The sequence below is a fragment of the Aquimarina sp. ERC-38 genome, from assembly GCF_026222555.1.
Classification (GTDB): Bacteria; Bacteroidota; Bacteroidia; order Flavobacteriales; family Flavobacteriaceae; genus Aquimarina.
Map to the genome: position 1 here is coordinate 2595639 of NZ_CP098511.1, position 26749 is coordinate 2622387.

General features: G+C 36.1%; 20 protein-coding genes and 1 rRNA gene. 9 read left to right on the forward strand and 12 right to left on the reverse strand.

What is annotated here, in order from left to right:
- Positions 1–262: 262 nt before the first annotated feature.
- A 5S ribosomal RNA gene (gene rrf / locus NBT05_RS10780) occupies positions 263–371 on the forward strand.
- Between the two features lie 590 nt (positions 372–961).
- Here the strand turns inward: rrf and NBT05_RS10785 are convergent.
- Together NBT05_RS10785 and dinB are read right to left on the reverse strand one after the other, a co-directional pair.
- Positions 962–3967 carry a DNA polymerase III subunit alpha gene (locus tag NBT05_RS10785; RefSeq protein WP_265769867.1) on the reverse strand — a complete coding sequence of 1002 codons (3006 nt, stop codon included), beginning with the start codon at positions 3965–3967 and terminating at the stop codon, positions 962–964.
- Position 3968: 1 nt separating this feature from the next.
- Positions 3969–5180: a DNA polymerase IV gene (gene dinB, locus NBT05_RS10790; RefSeq protein WP_265769868.1), complete on the reverse strand. Its 1212-nt coding sequence runs from the start codon at positions 5178–5180 to the stop codon at positions 3969–3971.
- 394 nt (positions 5181–5574) lie between these two features.
- Here dinB and NBT05_RS10795 point away from each other — a divergent pair, with 394 nt between their 5' ends.
- Genes NBT05_RS10795 through NBT05_RS10815 form a run of 5 tightly spaced genes read left to right on the forward strand, consistent with a single transcriptional unit; the run spans position 5575 to position 10402 of the window.
- The gene (locus NBT05_RS10795) at positions 5575–5817 is read left to right on the forward strand and encodes a riboflavin synthase subunit beta (protein ID WP_322874175.1); all 243 of its coding nucleotides are present in this window, start codon (positions 5575–5577) and stop codon (positions 5815–5817) included.
- Between the two features lie 7 nt (positions 5818–5824).
- Positions 5825–7711: a DNA mismatch repair endonuclease MutL gene (mutL, locus tag NBT05_RS10800; RefSeq protein ID WP_265769870.1), complete on the forward strand. Its 1887-nt coding sequence runs from the start codon at positions 5825–5827 to the stop codon at positions 7709–7711.
- A 1-nt stretch (position 7712) separates the two neighbouring features.
- Positions 7713–8465 (forward strand): rhomboid family intramembrane serine protease, encoded by a 753-nt coding sequence (locus tag NBT05_RS10805; RefSeq protein ID WP_265769871.1) that lies wholly within the window; start codon positions 7713–7715, stop codon positions 8463–8465.
- 5 nt (positions 8466–8470) lie between these two features.
- The gene (locus NBT05_RS10810; RefSeq protein ID WP_265769872.1) at positions 8471–9358 is read left to right on the forward strand and encodes a rhomboid family intramembrane serine protease; all 888 of its coding nucleotides are present in this window, start codon (positions 8471–8473) and stop codon (positions 9356–9358) included.
- 3 nt (positions 9359–9361) lie between these two features.
- The gene (locus NBT05_RS10815; protein ID WP_265769873.1) at positions 9362–10402 is read left to right on the forward strand and encodes an endonuclease/exonuclease/phosphatase family protein; all 1041 of its coding nucleotides are present in this window, start codon (positions 9362–9364) and stop codon (positions 10400–10402) included.
- An 18-nt stretch (positions 10403–10420) separates the two neighbouring features.
- On the opposite strand, the gene NBT05_RS10820 is transcribed toward NBT05_RS10815, so the two are convergent.
- The 9 genes from NBT05_RS10820 to scpA form a co-directional block, all read right to left on the reverse strand.
- A complete protein-coding gene (locus NBT05_RS10820) occupies positions 10421–10747 on the reverse strand; it encodes a DUF6122 family protein (RefSeq protein WP_265769874.1) in 327 nt (108 codons plus the stop codon).
- Positions 10748–10749: 2 nt separating this feature from the next.
- Positions 10750–11397, reverse strand: coding sequence for a WbqC family protein (locus NBT05_RS10825; protein WP_416346193.1), 648 nt, complete (start codon positions 11395–11397; stop codon positions 10750–10752).
- A gap of 20 nt (positions 11398–11417) precedes the next feature.
- Positions 11418–12983: a signal peptidase I gene (gene lepB / locus NBT05_RS10830; RefSeq protein WP_265769876.1), complete on the reverse strand. Its 1566-nt coding sequence runs from the start codon at positions 12981–12983 to the stop codon at positions 11418–11420.
- A 70-nt stretch (positions 12984–13053) separates the two neighbouring features.
- A complete protein-coding gene (gene dapB / locus NBT05_RS10835) occupies positions 13054–13758 on the reverse strand; it encodes a 4-hydroxy-tetrahydrodipicolinate reductase (RefSeq protein WP_265769877.1) in 705 nt (234 codons plus the stop codon).
- Positions 13759–13864: 106 nt separating this feature from the next.
- A complete protein-coding gene (locus tag NBT05_RS10840) occupies positions 13865–14551 on the reverse strand; it encodes a DUF5683 domain-containing protein (RefSeq protein WP_265769878.1) in 687 nt (228 codons plus the stop codon).
- The gene (locus NBT05_RS10845) at positions 14541–15446 is read right to left on the reverse strand and encodes a ParB/RepB/Spo0J family partition protein (RefSeq protein WP_265769879.1); all 906 of its coding nucleotides are present in this window, start codon (positions 15444–15446) and stop codon (positions 14541–14543) included. The genes NBT05_RS10840 and NBT05_RS10845 overlap by 11 nt, the downstream gene beginning before the upstream one ends.
- Positions 15447–15452: 6 nt before the next feature.
- Positions 15453–16217, reverse strand: coding sequence for a ParA family protein (locus tag NBT05_RS10850; RefSeq protein ID WP_265769880.1), 765 nt, complete (start codon positions 16215–16217; stop codon positions 15453–15455).
- A 467-nt stretch (positions 16218–16684) separates the two neighbouring features.
- Positions 16685–17566, reverse strand: a complete 882-nt coding sequence (locus tag NBT05_RS10855; protein WP_265769881.1) for an SDR family oxidoreductase — start codon at positions 17564–17566, stop codon at positions 16685–16687.
- 224 nt (positions 17567–17790) lie between these two features.
- A complete protein-coding gene (scpA, locus tag NBT05_RS10860) occupies positions 17791–19890 on the reverse strand; it encodes a methylmalonyl-CoA mutase (protein ID WP_416346161.1) in 2100 nt (699 codons plus the stop codon).
- Positions 19891–20104: 214 nt separating this feature from the next.
- Between scpA and NBT05_RS10865 the strand changes: the two genes are divergently transcribed.
- Positions 20105–20374 carry a hypothetical protein gene (locus tag NBT05_RS10865; RefSeq protein WP_265769882.1) on the forward strand — a complete coding sequence of 90 codons (270 nt, stop codon included), beginning with the start codon at positions 20105–20107 and terminating at the stop codon, positions 20372–20374.
- 187 nt (positions 20375–20561) lie between these two features.
- Here NBT05_RS10865 and NBT05_RS10870 read toward each other — a convergent pair whose 3' ends face one another.
- Positions 20562–21206, reverse strand: a complete 645-nt coding sequence (locus NBT05_RS10870; RefSeq protein ID WP_265769883.1) for a peroxiredoxin-like family protein — start codon at positions 21204–21206, stop codon at positions 20562–20564.
- 318 nt (positions 21207–21524) lie between these two features.
- Between NBT05_RS10870 and NBT05_RS10875 the strand changes: the two genes are divergently transcribed.
- Together NBT05_RS10875 and NBT05_RS10880 are read left to right on the forward strand one after the other, a co-directional pair.
- Positions 21525–23927: a T9SS type A sorting domain-containing protein gene (locus tag NBT05_RS10875; protein ID WP_265769884.1), complete on the forward strand. Its 2403-nt coding sequence runs from the start codon at positions 21525–21527 to the stop codon at positions 23925–23927.
- 253 nt (positions 23928–24180) lie between these two features.
- A complete protein-coding gene (locus NBT05_RS10880) occupies positions 24181–26571 on the forward strand; it encodes a T9SS type A sorting domain-containing protein (RefSeq protein ID WP_265769885.1) in 2391 nt (796 codons plus the stop codon).
- Positions 26572–26749 lie beyond the last annotated feature (178 nt).

Here is a 26749-nt window from a genome sequence, read left to right on the forward strand (position 1 = left end):
TAAACAAAGCCCCTTTTTAGTTTTTTATCCCTTCTATTCCCTTCCCTTCCCTTCGACAAGCTCAGGGTAAATTAGTATTGCCCTTCGACAAGCTCAGGGCACGGGTACCTGTACTAAGGTAATAAGTTAGTTGACTTAATACTTAGTACATTACACCTAATACTTCCTACTTTACTTCTTCGTTATCTCTACATCTATATGTTGACCGTATACTAATTCATAATTTTGAATTTAGAATTCACATATTAGGATTATAAAAGCTTAAGGTGGTTATAGCATCGGGGCTCACCTCTTACCATTCCGAACAGAGAAGTTAAGCCCGATAGCGCCAATGGTACTACAATCCGTGGGAGAGTAGGTCGCCGCCTTCCTTAACTGCGCTAAAAGCGTGGTTTTACCAAAACCCTTCACATATCCGTGAGGGGTTTTTTGTTTTAAAAAAACTAAACTCAAGGCTAACTATTATCCTTAAATACCCGTGGTAGTGTCGGTAATGTCCATTTTAGTGTGTCTGGCGTTGTTTAGAAAAAGTTTTCAATCAAATTAAAAATACATTTTCCTTACACATAATACTTCGTACTTCTCACTTTGGACTTCAATACCTCATATCGTCATCAAATTTTCACGAAAACAATACGTTTACTAGATCATTCCCTTCGCTTTATAGACGGCTGTAAATATATCTGTATTCTCTTCTTATATTTACATTCAACAACAAACAACATACACAAACTTGATAGCTTTAACTAAAGCTTAGATAAAAAAACCGGATGCTAACTACATTCGGTTTTTTTATGGATGGATATATTTAACGGTTTGATATATTTAATATTGTTATTTTACCTCTTTCTCCGTTACAATAATAGTTTTTTCAAAACTTAACTTTAACCCCAAAAACATAATTTTTTATTGTAAAAGGTAATGTGGTCAAATATAGTTGTTGTTTTTGTAAGTACTAATGCTAGACTTTGATTTTGATAGTCGATTTTTCAGTATCAGCGTAACGGGCATCGGGTATATATGCTTCTTTTCTGAGTTTAAGGACTTCGATACTTATAAAACTAAATTCTTCGGTTACTTTACCGTACAGTCGGTAAATTCCTTTTCCTCTAAATTTGTATTTTGAAGCAACCGGTGGAAAAATAACGGTGTCAAATACTTTACCGTATTGGTCTAAAAAAGTACCAAACATCATTTGTTCTCCTTTATGCATTTTGGTATTTTTAAGGGTGATCAGATAACCGTAAATGTCAATATGATTGTTAAGGTATTTCTGAATATCCATAGCTCCACTACGATTAACGGGCGGGGTTTCTAATAATTTAAAGTAGCCACATAACGGAAAGCCAAAGGCTTCAATTTGCTCAAAAGCAGATTCTAATGCTGATACTTCTAGAGAGGGAAGCGTATAGTCACAACGCTTTTCAGAAAAAAGTAAAGATTGCCGAGTGTCTTTATGAATAGGCACATTTAATTTTACATGTGCTTCCCATAATAACTCATGAATGTTTTTGCCAGTAAATCGAAAACATTCTATTTTAATAAGAATGCTTAGTTGTTCTATAGTAATATGAAGCCGGTCAATAAAATTATCTAAAGAAGTAAAATTTCCGTTGGTATCTCGTTCTTTTAAAATATTATCGATCGTATGTTGATCAAGATTTCGTAACATTTTCAACCCTATAAATACATGATTTTTCTTAAGAATATGATCAAAATCACTAATGTTAATGCAAGGAAGTTCGATAACACCTCCGATCATGGAGATTTCATGTAAGTATATTTCCGAACTATAAAACCCTCCTCCGTTATTGACGGTAGCCACTAAATATTCTAACGGGAAATAGGCTTTAAGGTGTAGACTCTGATAACTTTCTACGGCATACGAAGCGGAGTGCCCTTTTGGAAAGGCATACCCGGCAAAACTAGCTACCTGTTCCCATATTTCATTGGTAACAGCGTCTTCGTAGCCTTCTTTTTTACAATTGCTGATAAATTTTTTATGTACATCTGTAAACTCTTTTCGGGAGCGAAACTTGCCACTCATTCCCCTACGAAGTACATCTGCTTCGTCTAAGGTAAGTTTAGCAAAAATATGGGCAACTTTAATGACATCCTCCTGGTAAACCATAATCCCATAGGTATCATGCATTAATTCCTGTAAAATGGGATGTGAATTTTGAATACGATCGGGATTGTGTACGCGCATAATGTATTCACGCATCATACCACTTTTGGCCACTCCTGGTCGTATAATCGAACTTGCAGCGACTAATCCGGTGTAAGTATCTGTTTTTAGTTTGCTTAAAAGCATTCGCATAGCAGGGGATTCAATATAAAAACACCCCATACAATCCGCATTTCGGATCAGCGCATTTATTTTTGGGTCCTTCTTAAAGTCATCTATGGCATGAATATCAAAATTTGCTTTTTCCGGTTGGTTGTACTTAATAATGTCTAAAGTATCTTTTATTTTGGCAAGCCCTCTTTGCCCTAAAATGTCAAATTTATACAACCCAATATCTTCGGCTATAATCATATCAAATTGTACAGTTTGGAACCCTTTGGGAGGAAGGTTAGTGGCTGAATAGTAGTGTATAGGTTTTTCGCTGATTAAGATTCCGCTGGCATGGATACTGACATAATTAGGCATTCCCTGTATGTACCGTGCATAATTAAGGACTAACCGGTTCATTTGATCCAGATCTTTATAGGTATAACTGCCAATACTAAGTTGATCAATCTCATATTTTGGTAAACCAAATACTTTTCCTAATTCGCGAACGGCCCCTTTATATTGAAAGGTAATATAGGTTCCCAGCAAAGCTACACGGTTAGACTTACCACCAAATTCGTCAAATATAAATTTTGTCATATCCGGTCGGTCTTTCCAGGAAAAATCAATATCAAAATCCGGCGGACTGGTACGATGCGAATTAATAAATCTTTCAAAATATAAGTCCAAATCTATAGGATCTACGTCAGTAATTCGCAAGATATAAGCTACTATACTATTGGCTCCGCTACCTCTGCCTACATAGTAATAATTTTTTTCTCTGGCATAACTTATAATTCTCCAGTTAATTAGAAAATAGGAAACAAACCCCATAGAGGTAATTAAAGAAAGTTCCTTTACAAGCCGCCTAAGAATAGTATAATTAAGGTTTTTATATCGCTCTCGGATTTTTTCTTTACATAATTTTTTTAGTAATTTTTGATCCTCCATGCTACTTTTAGTAAAAGTTGCTTTGTTAAGAGAAGGTCGTTCTTTAGAAAAATTAAAAGTTATGGAGCATTGTTTTTGTAGTTGTATAGTGTTGTTTATGATGTAGTCACATTGATCGTAGTGAGATTTAAGATCTTCTTCGGGTATCATTTTTTCTGAAAAACAGGCTTGCTCTTCTTTAGGCAAACGGCTTAGTAGAATATTGTTGTCAATTGCCCTTAATAAACGATGTGTATTAAAATCCTTTTTATCTCTGAAGGTGACAGGTTGTAAGGCAACCAGTTTTTCATTCGGAAACTTTTGTTTTGAAAAAAGTAACTTGTTAATATCCTTCGTACCAATACCTATATACTCGTGTTTTCTTAGTTCGTTTTTTTTTAGTAAAGAAATATTTTGGTAAGGGTAAATAATAAAGGCATTCTGAAAAGGGTCGGCAATATCCGGAAAGTCCAGTTTTTGTTCCAGATGCCGGGATAAATAGCTATTAAGTTCTCTAAAGCCTTCGTTATTTTTTGCAATCCCCACATATAAGGTACGGGGGCCATTCTTAAATTCAATACCTACGAGGGGTTTTATATTTCTTTCTTCTGCCCTACGAATAAAATTGATGCAAGCTGAAGTATTGTTAATATCAGTCAGCGCCAGATAGGACACCTTGTTTGCTATTGCCAGTTCTAACAAATCGACTTCTGAAAAAGTACCATAGCGTAAACTGTAATGTGAATGGCAATTTATATACATATTACTTTTTTCTGTGTGCTAGTACTACCGGAGGTAATCCGTTAAAGGGATTATGCATCCTGCCTATAGTTTTTGCATCCATAGCAACAGCTCTGACTACACTTCGGTCACCATATCGTTCTCTGATATGGTCTAAGGCTTTGTACAGATTGATTTGTTGTTCACTATCTTCAAAAAGATTAATTTGATAACTACCAGAAACGAGATGGCTAAAACGTATTCCGATTAATCGAACTAATAGTCGTTTCTGGTAAAGTTTATCAAATAATTCTAAAATTTTAGGTATTAAAATATGGTCTGCACTAGAGTAGGGTATCTTGAGTTGTTTTGTGTATGTATTAAAATCCGAAAACTTAATTTTTACCGCGATACAAGCAGTAAGCTTGTTGCCTCTACGAAGCTGATACGATAAATTTTCAGTCATGGCTATTAGTATATTACGCAATCGGGCAATGTCAATAGTATCCCGGTCAAAAGTACGTTCGGTTGAAATGGATTTGCGTTCACAAAAAGCAACAACCGGGGTATCATCGATACCATTAGACCGTTTCCAGATCGTAATACCGTTTGCGCCAAGAACACTTTTCATCGCCTCAACTGGCATTTCCTGGATAGTTCCAATAGTTCTGACGCCCAGGCTCCTTAAGGTTTGATAAGTTTGTCCGCCTACCAAAGGTATTTTACGAATAGATAACGGATTTAGGAATTTTTTTTCATTTCCAATGCTAATTTTCTTTTGGTTATTCGGCTTAGCTTCATTTGTAGCTACCTTGGATACTACTTTATTTTGTGCAAATCCTAAGGAGATAGGAAGCCCGGTTTCAGATATGATTTTTTGACGTAGTTCAGTAGCATATTTATATGCCCCAAAAAACTTATCCATTCCGGAAAGGTCAGCGTAGAACTCATCGATACTGGATTTTTCAAACAAGGGAACACGCTCTTTAATAATCTCAGTTACTATATCAGAATGTTGACTATACGTAGCAGCATTTCCTTTAATTACTTCTGCTTCGGGACATAATTCCTGTGCAATCTTCATTGACATTCCAGAATGCACTCCAAATTTTCTGGTTTCATAACTACAGGCAGCTACGACGCCCCGGTCGCCTAATCCTCCTACCAATAACGGTCTTTTAGCTAATTTACTATCTAATAACCGCTCTACGGAAACATAAAAGGTATCTAAATCCAAATGTAATATTGTTCTCATGGTATAGGAATTATTCCAAAATTATGGAATTATTCCTATTTAATGTATCTTAATAATTTTATTTTATTAACATTTGTACTGTCATTGTTAAAAAGATGTTTTGTCAAATTTTAAATTTCCCTTTTATTTATAAGAGAACTATAGACTATTCTCAGATGTAATCTTAAGGAACTTTTGAATATCAGGATATTGAATATTCAATCTAAAAACTAAAAGATTTTTTAATGTGCTACTATAAATTTTACACGAAATATCTGTGGCATTATCCTTGCTCTTTTCTGCTAAAAATAGATGTTATTGTATACCCAAAAAGCTTTAGTTTATAAAGCATTTTGCCTAAATTTGATTTGTAATGGGAGTTTTTAAAACAAAAAAAAATAAAAAATACAATTATATGCCTAGGTATTGGGAAGGTGAGGGTAGTCCTTTTCAATTAGAACAGCGTTTTGATAAATATCGAAATACCGTAGGTCAAAATAAAAATTTAAAGCAAAAAGTAAACGCTGCTTGGGATGATCTACGCTCTGATTCGGAATATGCTCAAGCTACAAATCGCCGGGTTTTTATTATTGCCATAGTACTGATATTGCTGTTTTTATATCTTATCAATTTTGACCTTTCAATCTTTTTTCCTTAGACTGTAGATGGCTGATGTTATTCAACTTTTACCGGATCATGTGGCAAATCAGATCGCAGCAGGAGAAGTCGTACAGCGTCCGGCATCTGTGGTAAAAGAATTGCTGGAGAATGCTATTGATGCAGGTGCAACTCATATAAAATTAATTGTAAAAGAAGCTGGTAAAACCTTGATCCAGGTAGTGGATAACGGAGTAGGAATGAGTGTTACTGATGCCCGAATGAGTTTTGAAAGGCATGCTACTTCAAAAATTAGTAAGGCCGAAGATTTATTTGCATTGCAAACTAAAGGATTTAGGGGAGAGGCGCTAGCTTCTATAGCAGCCATTGCTCATGTAGAATTAAAAACAAAACAGGAAGCTAAGGAAACCGGAATCCATATTTGCATTGAAGGTAGCCAGGTAAGTTCCCAAGAAGTTTGTGTAACCCCAAAGGGGACTTCTATTCTGGTTAAAAATTTGTTTTACAACGTACCGGCCAGGCGTAATTTTTTAAAATCAAATACTGTAGAACTTCGCCATGTCATTGATGAATTTCATCGAGTGGCCATGGTACATACCAATATCAAGTTTGATTTATATCACAACGGCAATGAAGTATTCAGTCTACCTGTTGCTAATCGCAGGCAACGCCTGGTACATATTTTCGGAGGACGAACGAATGAAAAACTGGTTCCGGTACGTGAAGAAACTGATCTGGTTAAAATTGAAGGTTTTGTTGGGAAACCGCAACATGCAAAAAGAACCCGTGGCGAACAATTTTTTTTTGTAAACAACAGGTTTATTAAAAGCCCTTACCTTAATCATTCGGTAGTCGCGGCATTTGAAGGTTTGATCAAAGAAAAAGAACATCCCAGTTATTTTATTTATCTGAAGGTAGACCCAAAAAGTATTGATATTAATATTCATCCTACCAAGACTGAAATTAAATTTGATGATGAGCATGCGTTGTATGCTATGCTTAGGGCTGCTATCAAACATAGCTTAGGACAATTTAGTGTGGCTCCGGTACTGGACTTTGATAGAGATGCTAGCATGGATACGCCATATGCTTATACTAAAAAACAGGCAACTATTCCTACTATTGAAGTAGACCGAAGCTTTAATCCTTTTCAGGAACCTAATTCGCACTCTGGTTCTTCCAAAACTACCTCAAAAAATCGTGAAGTACCTTTTTCTTTTAAGAAAGAAAAAAGTGCCGGTTGGGATCAGTTATACCAGGGATTAGATAAAGAATTGGAAGATATTGCCATAGCTAAAAATACATTTTCAACGGTTACTTTTGAAAAGGAAGCTGAAACGACGCAACCCGTTTTTAAAAAAGAAGAAGATTATCAAACTAATAACGTTTTTCAATGGAACCGTAAGTACATTATTTCGACTATTAAAAGCGGAATGGTGGTGATTCACCAACATCGGGCACACCAGCGAATAGTATATGAAGAAGTCCTGAAAAATATTACCATGGCTCATGCGGTAAGTCAGCAATTACTGTTTCCGTTACAGTTTAATTTTACCAAACAAGAAGTCCAGTTGTTAGAAACTATTAAAGAGCAATTGGAAAATACGGGATTTGTCTTTGATGAAATTACCCAGGATGAAGTTATCGTCAGTGGTATTCCGACGCTATTGACTAATGGTGAAGTTCCCGTTTTATTTGAGCAGTTGATAAGCGATCTACAACAAGACCTTCCTGAAAATGGCTTTACCCTTACGGACCTATTAGCTAAATCGATGGCTAAAAGTGCTGCTATACGAACGGGAGTAGCCTTGGAAACCGAACAACAACAAGATCTAGTGAATCGCTTATTTGCCTGTACGGAACCTGCTAAAGATCCGAACCAAAAACCAACCTTTATTACTGTAAGTTTAGAGGATTTAGATAAAAAGTTTTAAAATGGGAAGAATTACCGATACGGTTAAAACATTATTAATTATAAACATCATCTTCTTTGTCGGGAGTTTTGGCTTAGGGGATGCTGCTATCCAATGGTTTGCTTTATGGTTTCCTAAGAATGATAATTTTCAGATTTGGCAGATCATCACCCATATGTTTATGCATGGAGATACTACGCATATTTTCTTTAATATGTTTATGCTCTATATGTTTGGGAGCCACCTGGAACAATCCATCGGACAGCAAAAATTTCTATTTTTATATTTTTCGGCGGGATTAGGTGCTGCAGGATTACAAATCCTATTTACATATCTGCAATTTTATCCTGCTTACCAGGTATATATTGAAGCTGGTTTTACTCCGGTAGAAATAACTACCTTTATTGAAGAAGCTATCCAGACCGGTCAATTTCAGATTCATCCTACTATAGATAAAGAAGTGACACAAAATATGATCCGGGCATTTTCAATTCCTATGGTAGGGGCGTCCGGGGCAATATCCGGTGTGATCATGGCGTTTGCTGTATTGTACCCTAATTTACCGTTATACTTATTATTTATTCCCGTACCCATTAAAGCAAAATATTTGATTGGAGTCTATTTTTTAATCGATTTGTACGGAGGGATTACAGGAAATTCTATTTTAGGACCATCTAATGTTGCTCATTGGGCGCATGTAGGAGGAGCAGTAATTGGTTTCTTAACCATGTATTATTGGAAAAAAAATTCGTTTAATCATAATCGCTGGAATTAGAAGAGATGGCAGCTAATAACTTATCATATCAATTTAAAACTGCAAACATTGCCGTAAAAATCATTGTAATTAATGTTGCCGTTTTTTTATTGGCCAGGGTAGGGGCATGGGTGATCGGATCTACGCCTTCAAATTTTATGAGCTGGTTTGTATTACCGGCAGATATAATGAGTTACCTAACCCAGTTTTGGAGTATACTTACGTATAGTTTTTTACATTTTGATTTCTTCCATATTTTATGGAATATGTTGATTTTATACTGGTTTAGTCAGTTCGTACTCAACTTATTTAATGAAAAACGATTTTTAACAATCTATTTATTAGGGGCTATCTGTGGTGGGATTTTATTTTTAACCGGATATAATTTGTTTCCGGTATTAGCAAATCAAAGCGGATTTCTAATAGGAGCTTCTGCAGGAGTATTAGCTATTGTTGTTTTTATTGCAACGTACACCCCTAATGCGGAAGTCAGGATATTTATGTTTACTTTAAAGCTTTGGCACATCGCATTATTTATGGTATTACGAGATTTGATTTCGCTACCAACTTCCGGAAATGCGGGAGGTTTGATTGCGCACATGGGCGGTGCTCTTTTAGGGTATATCTATGCATTGCAGTTGAGAAAAGGTATTGATATAGGTTCCGGATTTGAAAAAGCAATAGACGCTGTGGGGTCTTATTTTACACCAAAGCCTAAGTCTCCTTTAAAAACAGTACATCGCAAACCAAAAACTACCAGGACTACCCAGACAAAGCAACAATCTGTAGTAAGACGAAATAAAACGGAGCAACAGAAGCGTATTGATGAAATTCTAGATAAAATAAGTACCAGCGGTTATGAAAGCCTGAGTAAACAAGAAAAGGATTTTCTCTTCAAAGCAGGGAAAGAATAATATATGAAAACAATTATTCACAGGTTTCTCTTTGTGCTGAATAGTATATTTGCTTTTACCCTTTTACTTTCTTATCTACTTCCTTATATTTCTCCACGTTCCTTTCCGTTGATCTCATTATTAAGTTTAACGGTTTCTCCGCTGATCTTACTTAATATTTTATTCTTAATATATTGGTTGTTAGTGCTGAATAAGAAATTTTTAGTTTCTTTGATTGCATTACTTCTTGGATTCTCACATGTAACTTCGCTATATCGATTTAATTTCTTTACGAATACCACTACGACGGATCATGAGAACGTTTTATCTTTAATGAGTTATAACGTACTTTCTTTTAACCGTTTTTTCTCAATTGATTCACAAACAGTTCCTGAAGATATTTCTAAGTTAGTGCAAAAAAAAAATCCGGATATTATTTGTATGCAGGAATTTCGGGAAGGAATGGAAACGGATTTTGTGCAATTTCCCTATAAATTTTTAAAATACAACGACCGGAAGAAAACGATAGCCCTAACTATACATTCAAAATATCCTATTATAAATAAAGGATCTTTTAGTTTTGAACATACCGCGAATAATATTATATATGCGGATATTGTAGTAAAAAGTGATACTATCCGGGTGTATAATTTACATTTACAATCGCATCAGATTACATCAGAAATTAAAGACTTAAATTCAACAAATTCAAAAAAGGTAATTAAGAATATTCGGTATTCTTTTAAACGACAACAAGATCAAACGGAGGAACTTGTGAGTCATTTAAAGCAAACACCTTATCCGGCTATTATCATGGGAGATTTTAATAATACGGCATTCTCTTATATTTACAATCAAATCATATCCGAAGGTTTTATAGATGCTTTTAAAGAAGCGGGTTCCGGATTCGGAAAAACTTTTAAATTTGATTTGTTCCCGGCACGGATTGATTTTATTTTGGTACCTGAACATAGCCGTATTTTAAGCTTTAGTACTTTAACTGAATATTTTTCCGATCACTTTCCCATCTATGCAGAGATTACATTGCATAGTTCTAAAAGGTAACTGCCATTCAATTTAACCTCAAAAATTAAACGTATAGGACTGCATGATACAATCCAGGCCATCGGTGATGATATGCCAAAGCAAAGCAGCTCCGATAATTCGAGTTCTTTTTAATACGAATAAAAAGAAATAAGCAATACTTGCTATTACAGAATGTAATGGATGAAAACCTATGCTACATCGATTGGGGTCGAATATTGGAACAGCCAGAAGGTGATCGAGGTCAATAACCATAGCTGCTATAAAAATAAGACCGACTTTTTTCCATTGTTTGGGATACCAAAAATACGCAATTATCCAGGGAATGATAAGATGAAAACTATAGTGAATTCCGGTACGTAACATTTTTATACATTAGAAGTATCTAATTTACTCAAACTTTGATTTTGTAGATACGTAATTGCATTAGGTCCTTCATTAAATAAAAGATCAATAATAGATAAATTGGGGATAAAACCGTGTTTTTCTGAAAAAACCTGTACGTATGGTGTGAAGTGATAAATTGTTTCTTTTTTTGCAACGATCAGGTTTCTGGCATCTATACCTCCGTAAAATTCTTTTTGGTAGGTATCTGTTTTAGAGAAAGGAACTTCTAGTTGAAGGCAGCCTTTAACTACTTCAAAGCATTGGTAGTTATAATCCAGTAGATAGGTAAATTTCTTAGCGTATAAAATCTGAAAATCATCTTCGTAATACTCAAAAAAAGGGGAGGTACGGTAGGCGGTTTCTATAGATTTACGATGCTGTAGTTGCCAGTTAAAGTCATTCTGAATCCGTACTTCTTTATATAACCGCCGTTCTTCACCGGAATGTAAAAATGGGACGGTTAATAAAAGTTTACCATTAGCCCCGTAAATATAAGTTCGATTACGATAGGTTTGCTTCTGGTAATTATCACAATCTTCAAAAATAATTTCTGATGCCCTAACAATGGCTACATATTGTGCAATCGAACCCAAATAGGCGGGGTGTAACAAACACAATGCATTTTCCATGTCATTCGCATTCCCTGTCATTAGCCTTTTTTCTTTTTCCGATACAGGCTAAAAGCATACCACCCTGCTACTATAATTAGAAAGAGAAACAGGTAGGACCTGGGTTTTCCGCTTCCGCTTACCGTAGTAAACATACGTTCCCACCTAATTTTATTAAATAATCCTTTAGCATTCGTATCCCAGCTAAACCACACAAAAACAGGTTTACCCACTACATGGTTCGCCGGTACATATCCCCAGGCGCGTGCGTCTTCACTATTATGGCGGTTATCTCCCACCATCCAGTAATAATCTTGTTTAAAGGTATATTCATTTACCACTTCGCCGTTAATTAAAACCTGGGTACCATTGGTAGTTACTTCTTGTGGTATCCCTATTTCCGCACCGTCATATACTTCAATTAATCTTCGGTACAAGTCAATATTGTCAATGGTGAGCGGAGTGGTAGTTCCCTGTTTTGGGATATAAATGGGTCCAAAATTATCAATATTCCAATCCAACTTTCCGGTATTTGGAAAGACCCGAGGGTCTCTAGTACCTTTAGGCATGATAAGCCTTTCCAAACGTACTACATTTGGATGGTTTTTAAATTTTTCCGCAGCTTCAGCCGTGAGAAAAGCAGTTGCATTTTGTCCGTCATATCTAAATTCATCTGGCTTGATTCCATAGCGTTTATATAAATTATCAGGATTAAACCTTCCGCCTTTGGTTTCTACCAGATAATTGAACTGCAATATTGCCCGTTCCGGTAATTGATTTTGTTTTCCATTAATATATACAAATCCATCAACTAACGAAAGGGAATCTCCCGGTACACCTACGCATCTTTTTACATAATTGGATTTTTTGTCAATAGGTTTGTAGTAATACTTTCCGTCACTGTATTGTTGAAAAGCATTTACAGTGTCTACCGGCCAGCTAAATACGACGAGGTCATTTCGCTCAATATTTTCAAAACCTGGAATCCTGAAATAAGGGTATTGTGGTTCGGATAAATAAGACTTGGTACGTACTACCGGAATGGTGTCATGTACCATCGGAAAAGAAACGGCTGTCATCGGAGTACGAGCTCCGTAATGAAATTTACTTACAAACAAAAAGTCTCCCACCAGCAAGGTTCTTTCCAGCGATCCGGTTGGAATCGTGTAGGGTTGCATTACGTAGGTATGTACCAGGGTAGCGGCTACCACAGCAAATAAGATAGAACTTATCCATTCTCCTGCCGCCGTAGGTGGTTTAAGATCACGATCCTTAATATGGGTGACATCCAAAACGTAATTTACATAATAGATATACAAGCCTAAAGTCACAATAACCAACACCGTATCTTTAGTGGTATTTTGCCCGAAACTACGAATTGTTTCTACCCAAATAACAGGAAGCATAATCACGTTGATTACAGGGATAAAAAGTAAGATGACCCACCACCAGGGACGGTGGATGATCTTCATTAAAATCACTGCATTATATACTGGAATCGCAGCTTCCCAAGCTTGCCTACCTGCTTTTTTATAAAGTTTCCAGGTACCGGCAAAATGTATTACCTGTACGACTAAAAAAAATAAAAACCATTCTGTAAATGTCATAAATCTAATTTCTTATTAAGGGCAATGTATTCTCTGCAATATTACTAAATTTAAAATTGTAGCTAAGCCACTAAGATAAGCCTAGCACGTCTTTCATAGTAAAAACTCCTTTTTTGTTATGTAACCATTCGGCGGCAACTACTGCCCCCAGCGCAAATCCTTGTCGGTTATGAGCGGTGTGCCGGATCATAAGGTCATCAACCTGAGAGGTATAGGTAACGGTATGTGTACCGGGTACCTGGTCAATACGTTTTGCATCAATGGTAATACTATCTTTACCTCTTTCTTCAAGCGACCATTGTGTTTTCTCCTTATGCTCTTCAATAATGCCTTCAGCTAATGTGATAGCCGTACCACTGGGGGCATCTAATTTTTGAGTATGGTGAATTTCTTCCATAGTGATATCATAACCTTCTACGGGTGACATCATACGGGCTAATTTTTTATTTAGTTCAAAAAATAAATTGACGCCTAAGCTAAAATTAGAAGCATATATAAAACTACCATTTAATGTTTTACATTGTTGGATCACCTGATCATATTCGGATAACCATCCGGTAGTCCCTGATACTACGGGTACCCCTGCGTTAAAACAGGAAGTTATATTACCTACGGCAGCGGTAGGAACGCTAAAATCAATGGCAACCTCCGCCTCTTTTAGAGTAGAAAGGTCAGTATGTTCATCTGCTTTTAATACCACCTGATGTCCTCGTTCAATAGCAATTTTTTCTATGGTTTTACCCATTTTACCGTAACCCAGTAAAGCAATTTTCATTGGTTAAATTTTATGGTTGTTTGTATGCTGTTTTTTTGTTATGAATACTAATTATTTATTGACCGGGTAATTTATAAAATTATTTTCTCCCTCAATTTTTATCAGATTAAAAGTTAAATCTTAAAGACACTGAATAATTGGGTTTAAAAGTATTATCATCTAGTTTAATATCCGGTTTTAAAGATAAATCTTCATTAATTTCATATTGTTTTAAGTGAGCAGAAACGTTAGCATCAATAATATTTAACGCATAAGCTGCAACGGTTGCCAATAAGGCTAGTTCCTGATCTCTCCTGAAACGCCTTTGACGATCAATTAATTGTTCGTTTGAAAAACCGGAAGGAGTTCCGTCAGGAAGCAGTACTCCGAAGAATTCATCATCGGTAAAACCGGCCAGCCTGCGTTTAAAGGCATCCCGAAACCTATTGTACCGATCATTATTCCAGGTATAGGCATAGATACCTCCGCCGATGGCTCCGTATACTAAAGGAAGTTTCCAATAATTACCTGTATAAATTTGTCCTAATCCAGGTAGGGCAGCTGAGTAGAATGCAGCCCTTGCGGGGGCTAAGGGATCCGTAAATATCTTCCGACTTCTTCTTTTTAACCTTCGTCGTAGTTTACGTTTGCTTATTGTTTTTTCTGCTTCGATGGTGAGATCGTCTGCTTCGGTTTCAATTTTTACGGAAGTGCTATCTTGCTTGACTGATTTTTTATTTTCTTGTCCAAAACCAACATGGAAACCTGTAAATACCAGTACTATTAAAAATATATAAGCTGGTTTACTCTTCACTTTTAATAAGCTTTTTTAAGCGTTTAAAATCTTCTTCGGAAGAAAATGGTATGATCATTTTTCCTTTTCCGTTTGAAGATACTTTAACATCAATTTTAGCTCCAAAATATTCGGAAAAATCTTTAATACCTTTAGCTACATAATTAGGTAGCTGTTTAACCGGCCTGTCAATTTCTTTTGGAGTATCTCCTTTTTGTAAAGACCGAACAATCTCCTCGGTGTTACGTACGGATAAAGATTTTTCTACAATTTGTTGATAAACTTCTAATTGTTGCTCATTCTCCGGTAGATTAATTAATGCCCTGCCGTGTCCCATAGAGATAAAACCATCCCGAATCCCAGTTTGGACAATGGGGTCGAGTTTTAATAAGCGTAAATAATTAGCGATGGTAGAACGTTTTTTACCGACCCGGTCACTTAATTGTTCCTGGGTTAATTCTATTTCATCAATCAGGCGTTGGTAGGACAATGCAATTTCAATCGGATCCAGGTCCTGACGCTGAATATTTTCAACCAGCGCCATGGTTAAGGAATCGTGATCGTTTGCAATCCGAATATAAGAAGGAATGGTAGTTAAGCCTGCCAGCTTGGAAGCACGGTAACGCCGTTCTCCACTCACCAACTGATAGGTATTAAAATCTTTTTTACGAACAGTAATAGGTTGAATAACACCTACTTCTCGAATTGAAGTGGCTAATTCCTGTAAGGTTTCATCATTAAAACTGGTTCTGGGCTGAAACGGATTTACCTCAATACTGTCCAGATCGAGTTCAATAATGGTACCTACTACTTTATCTGCATTTTTATCAGAAGCAGAGGTAATATCATTGTCGGGGTCTTTTAATAATGCGGAAAGCCCTCTTCCCAGTGCCTGTTTTTTTACTGCCTTCGCCATCTTCTGCTAGCCGTTTTTCTTTATAATTTCGTTTGCCAAACTTAAATAATTAGAAGCTCCTTTACTGGAAGCGTCATAATTAATAATACTTTCTCCGTAACTGGGTGCTTCACTTAACCGGATATTACGTTGTATAATAGTGGTAAAAACCATCTCATTAAAGTGTTTTTGTACTTCTTCTACTACCTGATTTGACAATCGCAGGCGGGAGTCGTACATGGTAAGGAGCAAACCTTCGATATCGAGTTGCTTATTATGTATTTTCTGAACGCTTTTTATGGTATTTAGTAGTTTGCCTAAACCTTCTAAAGCAAAATATTCACACTGAATTGGAATAATTACTGAATCTGAAGCGGTTAAAGCATTTAGAGTTAACAGACCTAAAGAAGGGGCACAATCAATAAGGATGTAGTCGTAACTTTTTCGTAAATCGCTAATGGCTTTTTTAAGCATGTATTCTCTGGCTTCTTTATCCACCAGTTCAATCTCAATAGCGACCAGGTCAATATGTGCCGGAATCATATCTACATTAGGCGAAGAAGTCGATACTATGGCATCTTCTGCTTTTATCGTATGTTCCAGTAACTGGTAGGTGCCTTTTTCTACTGTTTCTACTTCAATACCCAAACCCGAAGTTGCATTCGCCTGAGGATCCGCATCAATCAGTAGTATTTTTTTTTCAAGAACGCCCAGTGAGGCGGCAAGATTTACAGAAGTGGTCGTTTTACCGACGCCTCCTTTTTGATTCGCGATAGCAATAATTTTACCCATTGGTAAGATTTGGATTTACAAACGATAAAAATACGATTAATTATAAATAATAAAACTATTCTTTTTTAAAAAGGGTATTTATAACCATTGATGTCCGTTAAAGATTTAAGACCCGCCTGCGGACGGGCAGGTCGCAATCGCTTCTAGAACTAAGAATTAAGACTAATTATTATATAGTGTTTTTAATAATTGACATTATGAAATCCCTTTGTTCAAGTACTTTGACCAAAGGAAGAAATGTACTTCAACTAGTTCAACAAAACTATTGAGTCTTTTAATTAGACTTAAGATGATCAGAATTATAGTCAAAAAAGTTATAGAATCCTGAGTTAAACCGAAGCACTCGATATCTTCGATTAAGTCAAGAACAGGCTATTTTTCTTCATCTTATTACGAAAAAACACTCGAACCTGCCAGTCCGGTCAAGGCAGGTTAATGCTTTTTCCCTAGATGCACCTAGGTGATACTTATTTATTTTTTTTTGCACGTATCATGGCTTCTAACTGATCCCACATTTCCTCAGGGATTTGTCCCAGCATATTAAACTGACCGGCACCTTTTAACCATTCACCGCCATCCAGAGTAACTACTTCGCCGTTTACATAAGCAGCAAAGTCGGAGACTAAATATGCAGCCAGATTGGCCAATTCCTGATGATCACCAACCCTGCCCAGCGGAACTTGCTTTGCCATATCTATTTTATCTTTTAGGTCTCCAGGTAACAATCGGTCCCAGGCACCTTTTGTCGGAAATGGCCCGGGGGCTATGGCATTAAATCGCATCCCGTATTTAGCCCATTCTACGGCTAGCGAACGTGTCATAGCCAGTACTCCCGCCTTTGCCGTTGCACTAGGAACTACATAGGCAGAACCAGTCCAGGCATAGGTAGTAACAATATTTAATACGGAGGTGTTTTTATAGTTGGTATCAATCCAATGTTTTCCGAAAGCCAGGGTACAGTTTTTACTTCCTTTTAATACAATATCAATAATAATATCAAAAGCACGGTGAGATAAACGTTCGGTTGGAGAAATAAAATTACCTGCGGCATTGTTTAAAAGGGTATCTACGGTACCAAATTTATCCAGTACCTGCTTTTTCATAGCGTCCACTTCGTTATAATTACGAACATCACATTGTACGGCATAACAGGTACCTCCGGTAGCATCTTCCAATTCTTTTGCGGTAGTTTGTAGTTTTTCTAAATTACGGGAAGTAATCGCTACGTTTGCCCCCAATTCGAGAAAATATTTAGACATGGATTTTCCCAATCCGCTACCGCCTCCGGTAACTACTATGTTTTTACCTTTTAAAGCTCCTTCCCGAAGCATTTTATCTGTGTATGCCATGTGTGATTTTGTTTTATTTAAGTGGTTTAGTACCTACAGCGAAAGTAAGCAATATATTTAGCATGTACTTACAGGATTCAATATAGTTAATGTTCTTTAGTAAGTAGATATATAGAAAATTATATATGAATATGCTGGCTGCAATAGTGTCCGGAAACTCACTGGGTATTTATAATAAAGATATAAGATTGCTGTAGTTTTCAGAATACAGAAACAAGACCAATTTACTGATTATAAGCACCGATTAAAATTTCAAGTAATGTTACTGCGGCTTCACTTATGACTGTACCTGGTCCAAAAATAGCCATTGCGCCCGCTTCAAAAAGGGTTTCATAGTCATCCGGAGGGATCACACCGCCCACAATGACCATAATATCTTCTCTGGCGTATGCTTTTAATTCTTTAATAATTTCCGGAACCAGGGTATTATGCCCTCCGGCCAGAGAGGAAATTCCAACTATATGCACATCATTTTCTACCGCCTGTCGTGCGGTTTCTTTAGGTGTTTGGAATAGTGGCCCGATATCCACATCAAATCCAATATCCGCATAACCGGTAGCGATTACTTTGGCTCCCCGGTCATGACCATCTTGTCCCATCTTAGCAATAAGGATTCGGGGTTGTCTACCTTCCATTTCTGCAAAGGTGGTGGCTAGTTCTTTAGCTTTTATAAAAGAAGTGTCATTTTCCATTTGTTTTGCATAAACTCCGGTAAAAGATTTGATCTCGGCGCGGTAACGTCCGTATACTTTTTCTAAAGCTTCGCTGATTTCTCCCAGCGTAGCTCTTTTTTGAGCGGCTTCTATGGCTAAAGTTAATAAATTACCTGATTTATGTGTAGCTGCTTCCGTAATACGATTTAAAACTTCGGTTACTACCTTTTGATTACGATTTGCTTTTACCTTTTGGAGGGCAGCAATTTGACTTTCGCGAACTTTCTGATTGTCTACTTTTAAGGTTACTAAGGGGTCTTCTTTTTCCAGTTTATATTTATTTACCCCAACGATTACTTCACTTCCGTTATCTATTTTAGCTTGTTTTTGTGCTGCTGCTTCTTCAATCCGCAATTTGGGAATTCCGGCTTCAATAGCTTTAGTCATACCACCCAACTCTTCAACTTCCTTAATTAAATCCCAGGCTTTTTCTGCCATCTGATAGGTCATTTTTTCTAATTCGTGACTACCTGCCCATGGATCTACCGTTTTGGTTATTAAGGTTTCATGTTGCAAGTATAATTGAGTATTCCTGGCAATTCTTGCTGAAAAATCCGTAGGTAGGGCAATGGCTTCATCTAATGCATTGGTATGTAAACTCTGAGTACCTCCCAAAGCACCAGCGGTTGCTTCAATACAGGTACGGGTTATATTATTAAATGGATCTTGAGCTGTAAGACTCCACCCGCTGGTTTGACAATGCGTACGAAGCATGAGTGATTTCTTGTTTTTAGGCTGAAAGGGCTTTATCAATTTTGCCCATAACATACGACCCGCCCTCATTTTGGCAATTTCTTCAAAATGGTTCATACCGATTGCCCAAAAGAAAGAAAGCCTGGGAGCAAATTGATCGATATCCATTCCGGCTTCAATACCTTTACGAACGTATTCTAAACCATCTGCCAAGGTATAGGCTAGTTCAATTTCACTTGTGGCTCCGGCTTCTTGCATATGATATCCGGAAATGCTGATTGGATTAAATTTAGGCATATACTGAGAGCAATACTTAAAAATATCACTGATAATATACATAGATGGAGTAGGAGGGTAAATATACGTGTTACGAACCATAAACTCTTTTAATATGTCGTTTTGAATAGTGCCTGAAAGTTCTTCTATAGCAACGCCTTGTTCTAGTGCAGCTACGATGTAAAAAGCTAAAATAGGCAATACCGCACCATTCATTGTCATAGAGACTGACATCTGATCCAAGGGGATTTGATCGAACAGTGTTTTCATATCCTCTACCGTATCGATAGCGACCCCAGCCATACCTACATCTCCGGAAACCCGTTCGTGATCGCTGTCATAGCCCCGGTGGGTAGCAAGGTCAAAAGCAACGGATAGGCCTTTCTGGCCTGCCGCTAGATTACGTTTGTAGAAGGCATTGCTCTCTTGAGCCGTAGAAAAGCCTGCATATTGCCGTATCGTCCAGGGTTTCCTTACATACATGGTGCTATAAGGTCCACGTAAAAATGGCGGAGATCCGGCGGCAAAAGCAAGTTGATCCGTATGGATTATCTTAGGTTGATCCGTAAATTCCCGAAGGTTTCCTTTTGGAAGTTGTAAGTGTTGTAAATTTCTACGACTCATCTGTAAGACTGAAAACATAAAAGTACAATAATGTCAGCGAACCAGATTGGTTTCTTTCGTATCAAATATTAGGTAAGTTCATTAATTAGTACGGATAAGCTTATGTTAAAAAGAGTAAAAAAGTGTTTACAGCTCAAATAAACAATGGAAACGGTCAAAGCGATAGTAGGAATTAGTTGAAATTACACTTTGATTGGATGATATTAAACGAGTTCATAAAAAATAAAATTAAATGACAAAGAAAACAGTATCTCCACCTACCTGGAAATCCATTATCGTAAAATGGCTCGGAATTTTTCCTTCTGTATTACTACTGAGTTACAGCTTAAAATGGCTCGGGGTAAAACCCATGCTTTTAAAATTATTTATTGAAACCATTATATTGGTTCCTATGTTAACTTATGTAGTTACTCCCCTGATGAAAACTTTATTTTCTGATTGGCTATATAAAGGAATGGACGTAAAGGAAGAGGATAGAGAAACAGTTGATATTGGGAGTTAGGATCATTTAGGATGAGTTTTGAGGGTGAACTCTCCGTATTTCAATAATTGATCTAAAGGCTTATTGTATTGGTTATATAAAAGTAGTCTTCCGTAGGTTTTAAAAAATTATTTTTTGATAAAATAACCACCGATCCCCTCTACTAAAAGAATGAGATCGGTAATTATTATATAAATGGTACCTACAATTATAAAGCTTTTAATGCTTCTAAAATTTCAGGGATATCGGCACGTTTTGTATAATCTTCATTAAGAAAACGGTATACTACTTTACCTTCTTTACTTACTACAAATGTAGCTGGAATAGGAAGTTCGTTATCTCCGTTCGCATTATGTTTTTCAACATTGATACCAAATTCTTGGTAAATTTTATCTAAAGCCTCCGGTAGTTGAAATACAAGTCCTAGTTCTTTGGCTAGTTTATTATCAATATCAGAAAGTACTTCAAAAGTCAATTCATTCTTTTCCTTAGTAGTTATAGAATTATCAGGAGTTTCAGGCGTAATGGCTAATAAATTTGCACCTTCTTTTTTAAATTTCGGTAATGCATTTTCTAAAGCCTTTAGTTCTATATTACAATAAGGGCACCATCCACCTCGATAAAACGAAATAACAACCGGTCCTTCTTTAATTTTCTCTTGGATATCTACCGTATTTCCACTTGCATTGGTAAGCGAAGCCTGAGGGAAAGTGTCACCCACCTGAATGGCTTGATCAGGAAGCTGTTGAGCAATCAGATCATCTGTGGACTGATCCATAACTTTCAAAAATTCTTCAGGAATTTTGGTGCGGTTTTCGTTGTTAAGTTTTGCTAAGGTTTCTTTTAATGACATGTGTATTAAATTTAATATTTTACTAATGTTTATTTTGGTTTTATAATCACCTAAATAATAGTCGATAAATTGACTATTTCCTTACATGAATTATAGATGCTTTATGATAATAAATAAGAATTTTAACAAGGTCTATGATTGATCATTATAAGCGTAAGAACTTAAGGATTAATAATTAAGGTTAGACCATAGATCAATGCTCTTAACTGCTTTATTTAGCTATAAACTTCTCTTTTTCACTTTATTTTAAGAGATAGTAATAAGTTCCTTATCTTTGCTTATTCAAACTATTATTTAACACGTTATCACTCAACAACTATGCTTAACAAATTCAGAATTTTAACACTGAAGGGTATTGTCATTGCTTCCCTTTTTTCTTTCAGTGTTTACAGTCAGGGTACCATTACCATTAATCCCAGGACACAGCGTTTTGTAAACAACGAGTCTACATTTAATCGAGATAAATATTTTAATATTCATCAATTGACTGATTTAAAAGACGCTGATTTTATTCAATTTAAGAATAGATTTGATATGAAGCCGTCTTATCGAGGCGCCCGAATATTGGATAGTCCTTTAAAAAACCATAATAAAACCGGTAACTTTCCGCAGGTTCGTAGAAATTTTAGTGGGGTTCGACAAGTTGAGAATCGATTTGCTTCTACAAATCCCAAGGAGTTTTTCTATAAAAAGAATGCTGATTATTCTAAAGAGAATATGACTCAGTACATAGATAAGCTTACTAATTATATGAGGGATTACTATCGTTATCAAGAGCCATTAGTTCCTAAATATATTGAGCCTTTAAACGAGCCGGTTATTGTTAACAATCTATTTGTTCCGGGAGGAAATGGATTAAGAGATCGCTTAGAGGTAGTAAATACCAGAATTTTTGAATTACACAGGGAGTTAGGTAAAAAAATCCATGCTGCCCCGGAGTTAAGAAACATGAAAGTGACGGGATTTGCTATGGCATTTCCTGCTTTTGAAGCCGGAAATTTTAGAAATTGGAATTCTACTTATAAAAGGTTTATTGACATTGCCGGAAAAGATGTTGATATTTTTAGTGTACATGTGTACGATGGTGTAGGTGTAAATAATTTTGGAGGACGCAGGTCAGGATCTAATCTAGAAGCAGTACTAGATATGATTGAAACTTATAGTAGTATTAAATTAGGAAAGGTAAAACCAATTGCAGTTACTGAGTACGGACGTCTTATGACAGATCAGCCTGGTTTCTCTCCTGGAAATGGGGTTAGCAACTACAATCCTCTGGAAAATGCTCAGGCCGTACGGTCTCAAATGCATATGAGTTTAGCATTAATGGAAAGAGGTGAGGATATTGAATATTCTATTCCTTTTACCATGAATAAACAACCACCTACCACTACGTTTGTAAAGGCAGCATTGTGGAATAGAGTAAGTAGAAATCCTTTAAGATGGGAATATACGCCCAGACTTAACTTTTTTGAACTTTGGAGAGGGGTAAAAGGAAAAAGAATTGAAATCAACTCTACTAATATTGATGTACAAACCCAAGCATTTTTAGATAACAATAAATTATATGTAGTTCTTAACAATTTAAATGATATTACCCAAACGGTAAATCTAAATTTAGTAAACGGAGCAAACCTTACTAGTGTGAACGTAAGGCGTCTTAAAGTTTTTGAGAAGAAACTTCCGGAAATTACCGAAGTTACCCGAACTACTGCTCCGGATCAGTTTAGTCTGGTTTACGGAGAGTCTGCAGTCATAACCTATACTTTTGCGGCTCCTAAAACTTTTAATAAAAAAGCGACAAGTACTAAATATTACAGTAATAAATATTTGCAACCTATACGGGCGAATACGGCAAATACTTTTACTTTTAATAATGTTAAAACCGGAAAAGGAAAAGCAAAACTTCGATTAGCGGTAGGAAGAAACCTAAAATCTTCATTTAGACCCAAAGTGGCGATCAACGGAACTAATGTAGTGCTACCCAAAGACATTATTAGAGGAGATAATCAAAGTAAGCGCAGAGAATTCTTCGGAACGCTGGAAATACCTTTTAATATTAATTTGCTAAAAGCAGGTGCCAATAATGTAAGTGTAAGCTTTCCGGATAATCTGGGACATATAAGTTCTGTTATTTTAGAAATTGAAACTATTGAAAATGTTGATTCAAATACTAATGTGGATAGCATAGCGTTAGCCTCATTTACCATACCTATGGTGTCTGCTGATCAATATACATTTGATGTTACTTACGAAGCTTCGGAACAACGTGATATTGTTGTTGCTATCTTAGAAGGTAATACGGTTTTTAAAGGATCAGGTAAAATCACAGTAGCTCGGGGATCCGGAAATAAAAAAGTTACAATTACTTTACCAACTGCGTTACCGCCCGGTAAGAATTATATTGTAAGAGCCATGATTAGGGAAAAAGATGGAGACTTTAGTACGAATAAAGATTTATCGCAAGTAACTGACGTAGAGGTGATAAGTAATACGCTTTCAACAATAGATTTTAATTTGGATAAGGAAAATACTTTTTATGTATATCCTAATCCTGTTACAAACGAATTAAACATTAGTCTTGAGGGCAGGTGGTCTATTTCTTCTGTGAGTGGGAGAAAGGTACTTCAGGGAGATCAACAAACGGTTGATGTAACTGCTTTGAGTAAGGGTATTTACTTTTTAAAATTAGATACTAATGTTGTTAAATTTATTAAGGAATAAATATGAATTAACTTCATCTAAACTATAGGTAAAAGTATACCTATAATAGCATATATAAAACTTATTGTACCAGCGCGTATAATAAGTTTTATTCATTTATAGCCTTGCCTTTACTTATTGAATCAATGGGAATAATTAGTTGTTTATGTAAATTTTTTAATAGCGTATTAACAAATATTCAAAAATTAAGCTAATTTATTATTATATTTGTTATAACTAAAACTATTATTTAACACATTATTACTCAACAACTATGTTTAAGAACTTCAAAGTACCAGCATTGAAGTGTGCTGTCGTAGCTTCAATCATTTCTTTTGGTGCCTATAGTCAGGGTACTGTAACAGTTAATCCAAGAACACAACGCTTTGTTAAGCAAGAGTCGGACTTTAAAAGAGATAAGTATTTTCATATCCATCAGCTTACTGATGTAAAGGATAAAGATTTTATTAAGTTTAAAAATGAGTTTGGTTTTGCCCCTTCTTATAGAGGTTCGCGGTTATTGGATTGCGCACTCAAAAACCATAGGCGTACTGGAAAGTTTCCTACGGTAAAGCGAAAATTTACGGGGGTACGTCCGGTAGAAGATCGTTTTACATCTACATCACCAGGTCAGTATTTTTATAAGTCTAATGCGGACTATTCTAAAGAAAATATGACCCAGTATATTGATAGGCTTACTACCTATGTGCGAGATTACTACAGATATGAAGAGGCAAGGGTACCTAAGTATATTGAGCCTTTAAACGAACCTATGATCAAATCTATTGAATTTGTTAAAAGAGGTCCGGGACAAGGGGATCGTATTGATGTAGTAAATACCCGTATCTGTGAATTACACCGTGAATTAGGAAAGAAGATTCATTCGGTTCCTCAACTTAAAAACGTAAAGGTAGCTGGGTTTGGATCTGCGTTCCCAGCTTTTGAGAAGAACAATTTTAATCTTTGGAAATCCAGATATAAGAAGTTTATCGACATTGCCGGAAAAGATGTAGACGTATTTACCGTACATCTTTATGATGGGGTTGGGGTAAATAATGAAGGGGGCCGTAGGTCAGGATCAAATGTAGAAGCCATTTTAGATATGATCCAGACTTATAGCAATATAAAACTTAACACCGTTAGACCAATCGCTATTACTGAGTTCGGACGCTTAGTTGCTGATCAACCTAATTTTCCAAAACCAGGAGTTCGTAATTACGAACCTGTAGAGAATTCTCAAGCTCTGCGTTCGCAGATGCATATGTCAATGGCATTTATGGAGCGTGGAGGAGAAATTGAGTATACGATTCCGTTTACAATGAACAAACAATCCCCCACGGGAAAGTTTTCTAAGTCTTCGCTTTGGAACCGAATCCGAACAAACCCACCGGCTTGGGAATATACTCCAAGGGTTCAGTTCTTTGAAATTTGGAAAGGGGTAAAAGGTAAAAGGGTACAGATTAATTCGACTAATATAGACGTTCAAACCCAGGCACTTGTAGATGGAAATAAAATGTATGTTATTTTAAACAACCTGAACGATAACAGACAGACGGTTAAGTTGAACGTTGGCGCTATAGGAAGTATTAAAAACGTAAAAGTAAAACGTCTAAAAGTGTTCTTAAGGAAACTTCCTGAGCTTACCGAGGTAACACGTACAACACCACCTACTGAAATAGGATTGGACTATGGTGAATCTGCCGTACTGACCTATACCTTTAATGCTCCGATAAAGTTTAATGGAACGGCTACTAGTAAAAAGTATTATACTAAAAAGTATTTACAACCTATCAAAGCAAACGCTGCGACTACCTTTAACTTTAGTAATGTAGCTACCGGTAGGGGAAGTGCAAAACTACGAGTAGGAGTAGGAAGAGCGCTTAAAGCTTCTTTTAAACCCGTAATTTCTATAAACGGAAAAAGAGTAAACCTACCGCAAGATATTATCCGTGGCTATAATCAAAGAACGAGAGATCAGTTTTTCGGAACTTTAGAAATTCCATTTGACATTAACTTTCTCAAGCCTGGTGCGAATACGGTTAATATAAGGTTTCCCGACAACGGAGGGTACATTACTTCGGTCATTATTCAGGCAGAAACCTTAAGGTCAAAATCTAAAGTAATAGGAAATGATTCTATCGAATTTGCTTCACAACCAACCCAACTGGCTTCTTCAAAGTTTTATGAGTTTGATGTAAATTATGAGGCAGCCGCTAAAAGAGATATTGTAGTAGCAATTCTGGATGGTGCTGATTGGAAAGGTACTGGTAGAATTACAGTGAATCCCGGTTTTGGAAAAAAGAAAGTAAGGGTTAATATGGCTACGAATTTACCTCCTGGCAATAATTACCTGGTTAATATTATGATTAGAGAAGTAGGTGGAGACTTTAGCACAAATAAAGATTTGGTACAAGCTAAGAATGTAAAAGTCGTAAAGTCTTTTAACAGATCAAATGACCTTAACGAGGATGACACTTTTATAGTTTATCCCAATCCTGCTGTAAATGAGTTAAATGTCAGCGCTGAAGGTGAATGGTCTATTATATCGGTAAGCGGAAGAAAAGTACTTAGAGGAAACAAACAAAGTATAAATGTAGCTACTTTAGATAAAGGTATTTACTTTATAAAATTGAACAATAAGGTAGTTAAATTTCTTAAAGAGTAAAGTATAAGATAGACCGCTTTCTATGTAAGTACTTACATACGTTATTAATTCTATATGGATAACCCATAAAACGTATTATACCTTAAAGGTATGTTCGTTTTGTGGGTTTATAATTTATACTCTTGATTATGTAAATAGTTGTTTCAATTAATACCTCATATGGTTTTTTTAACGGTTT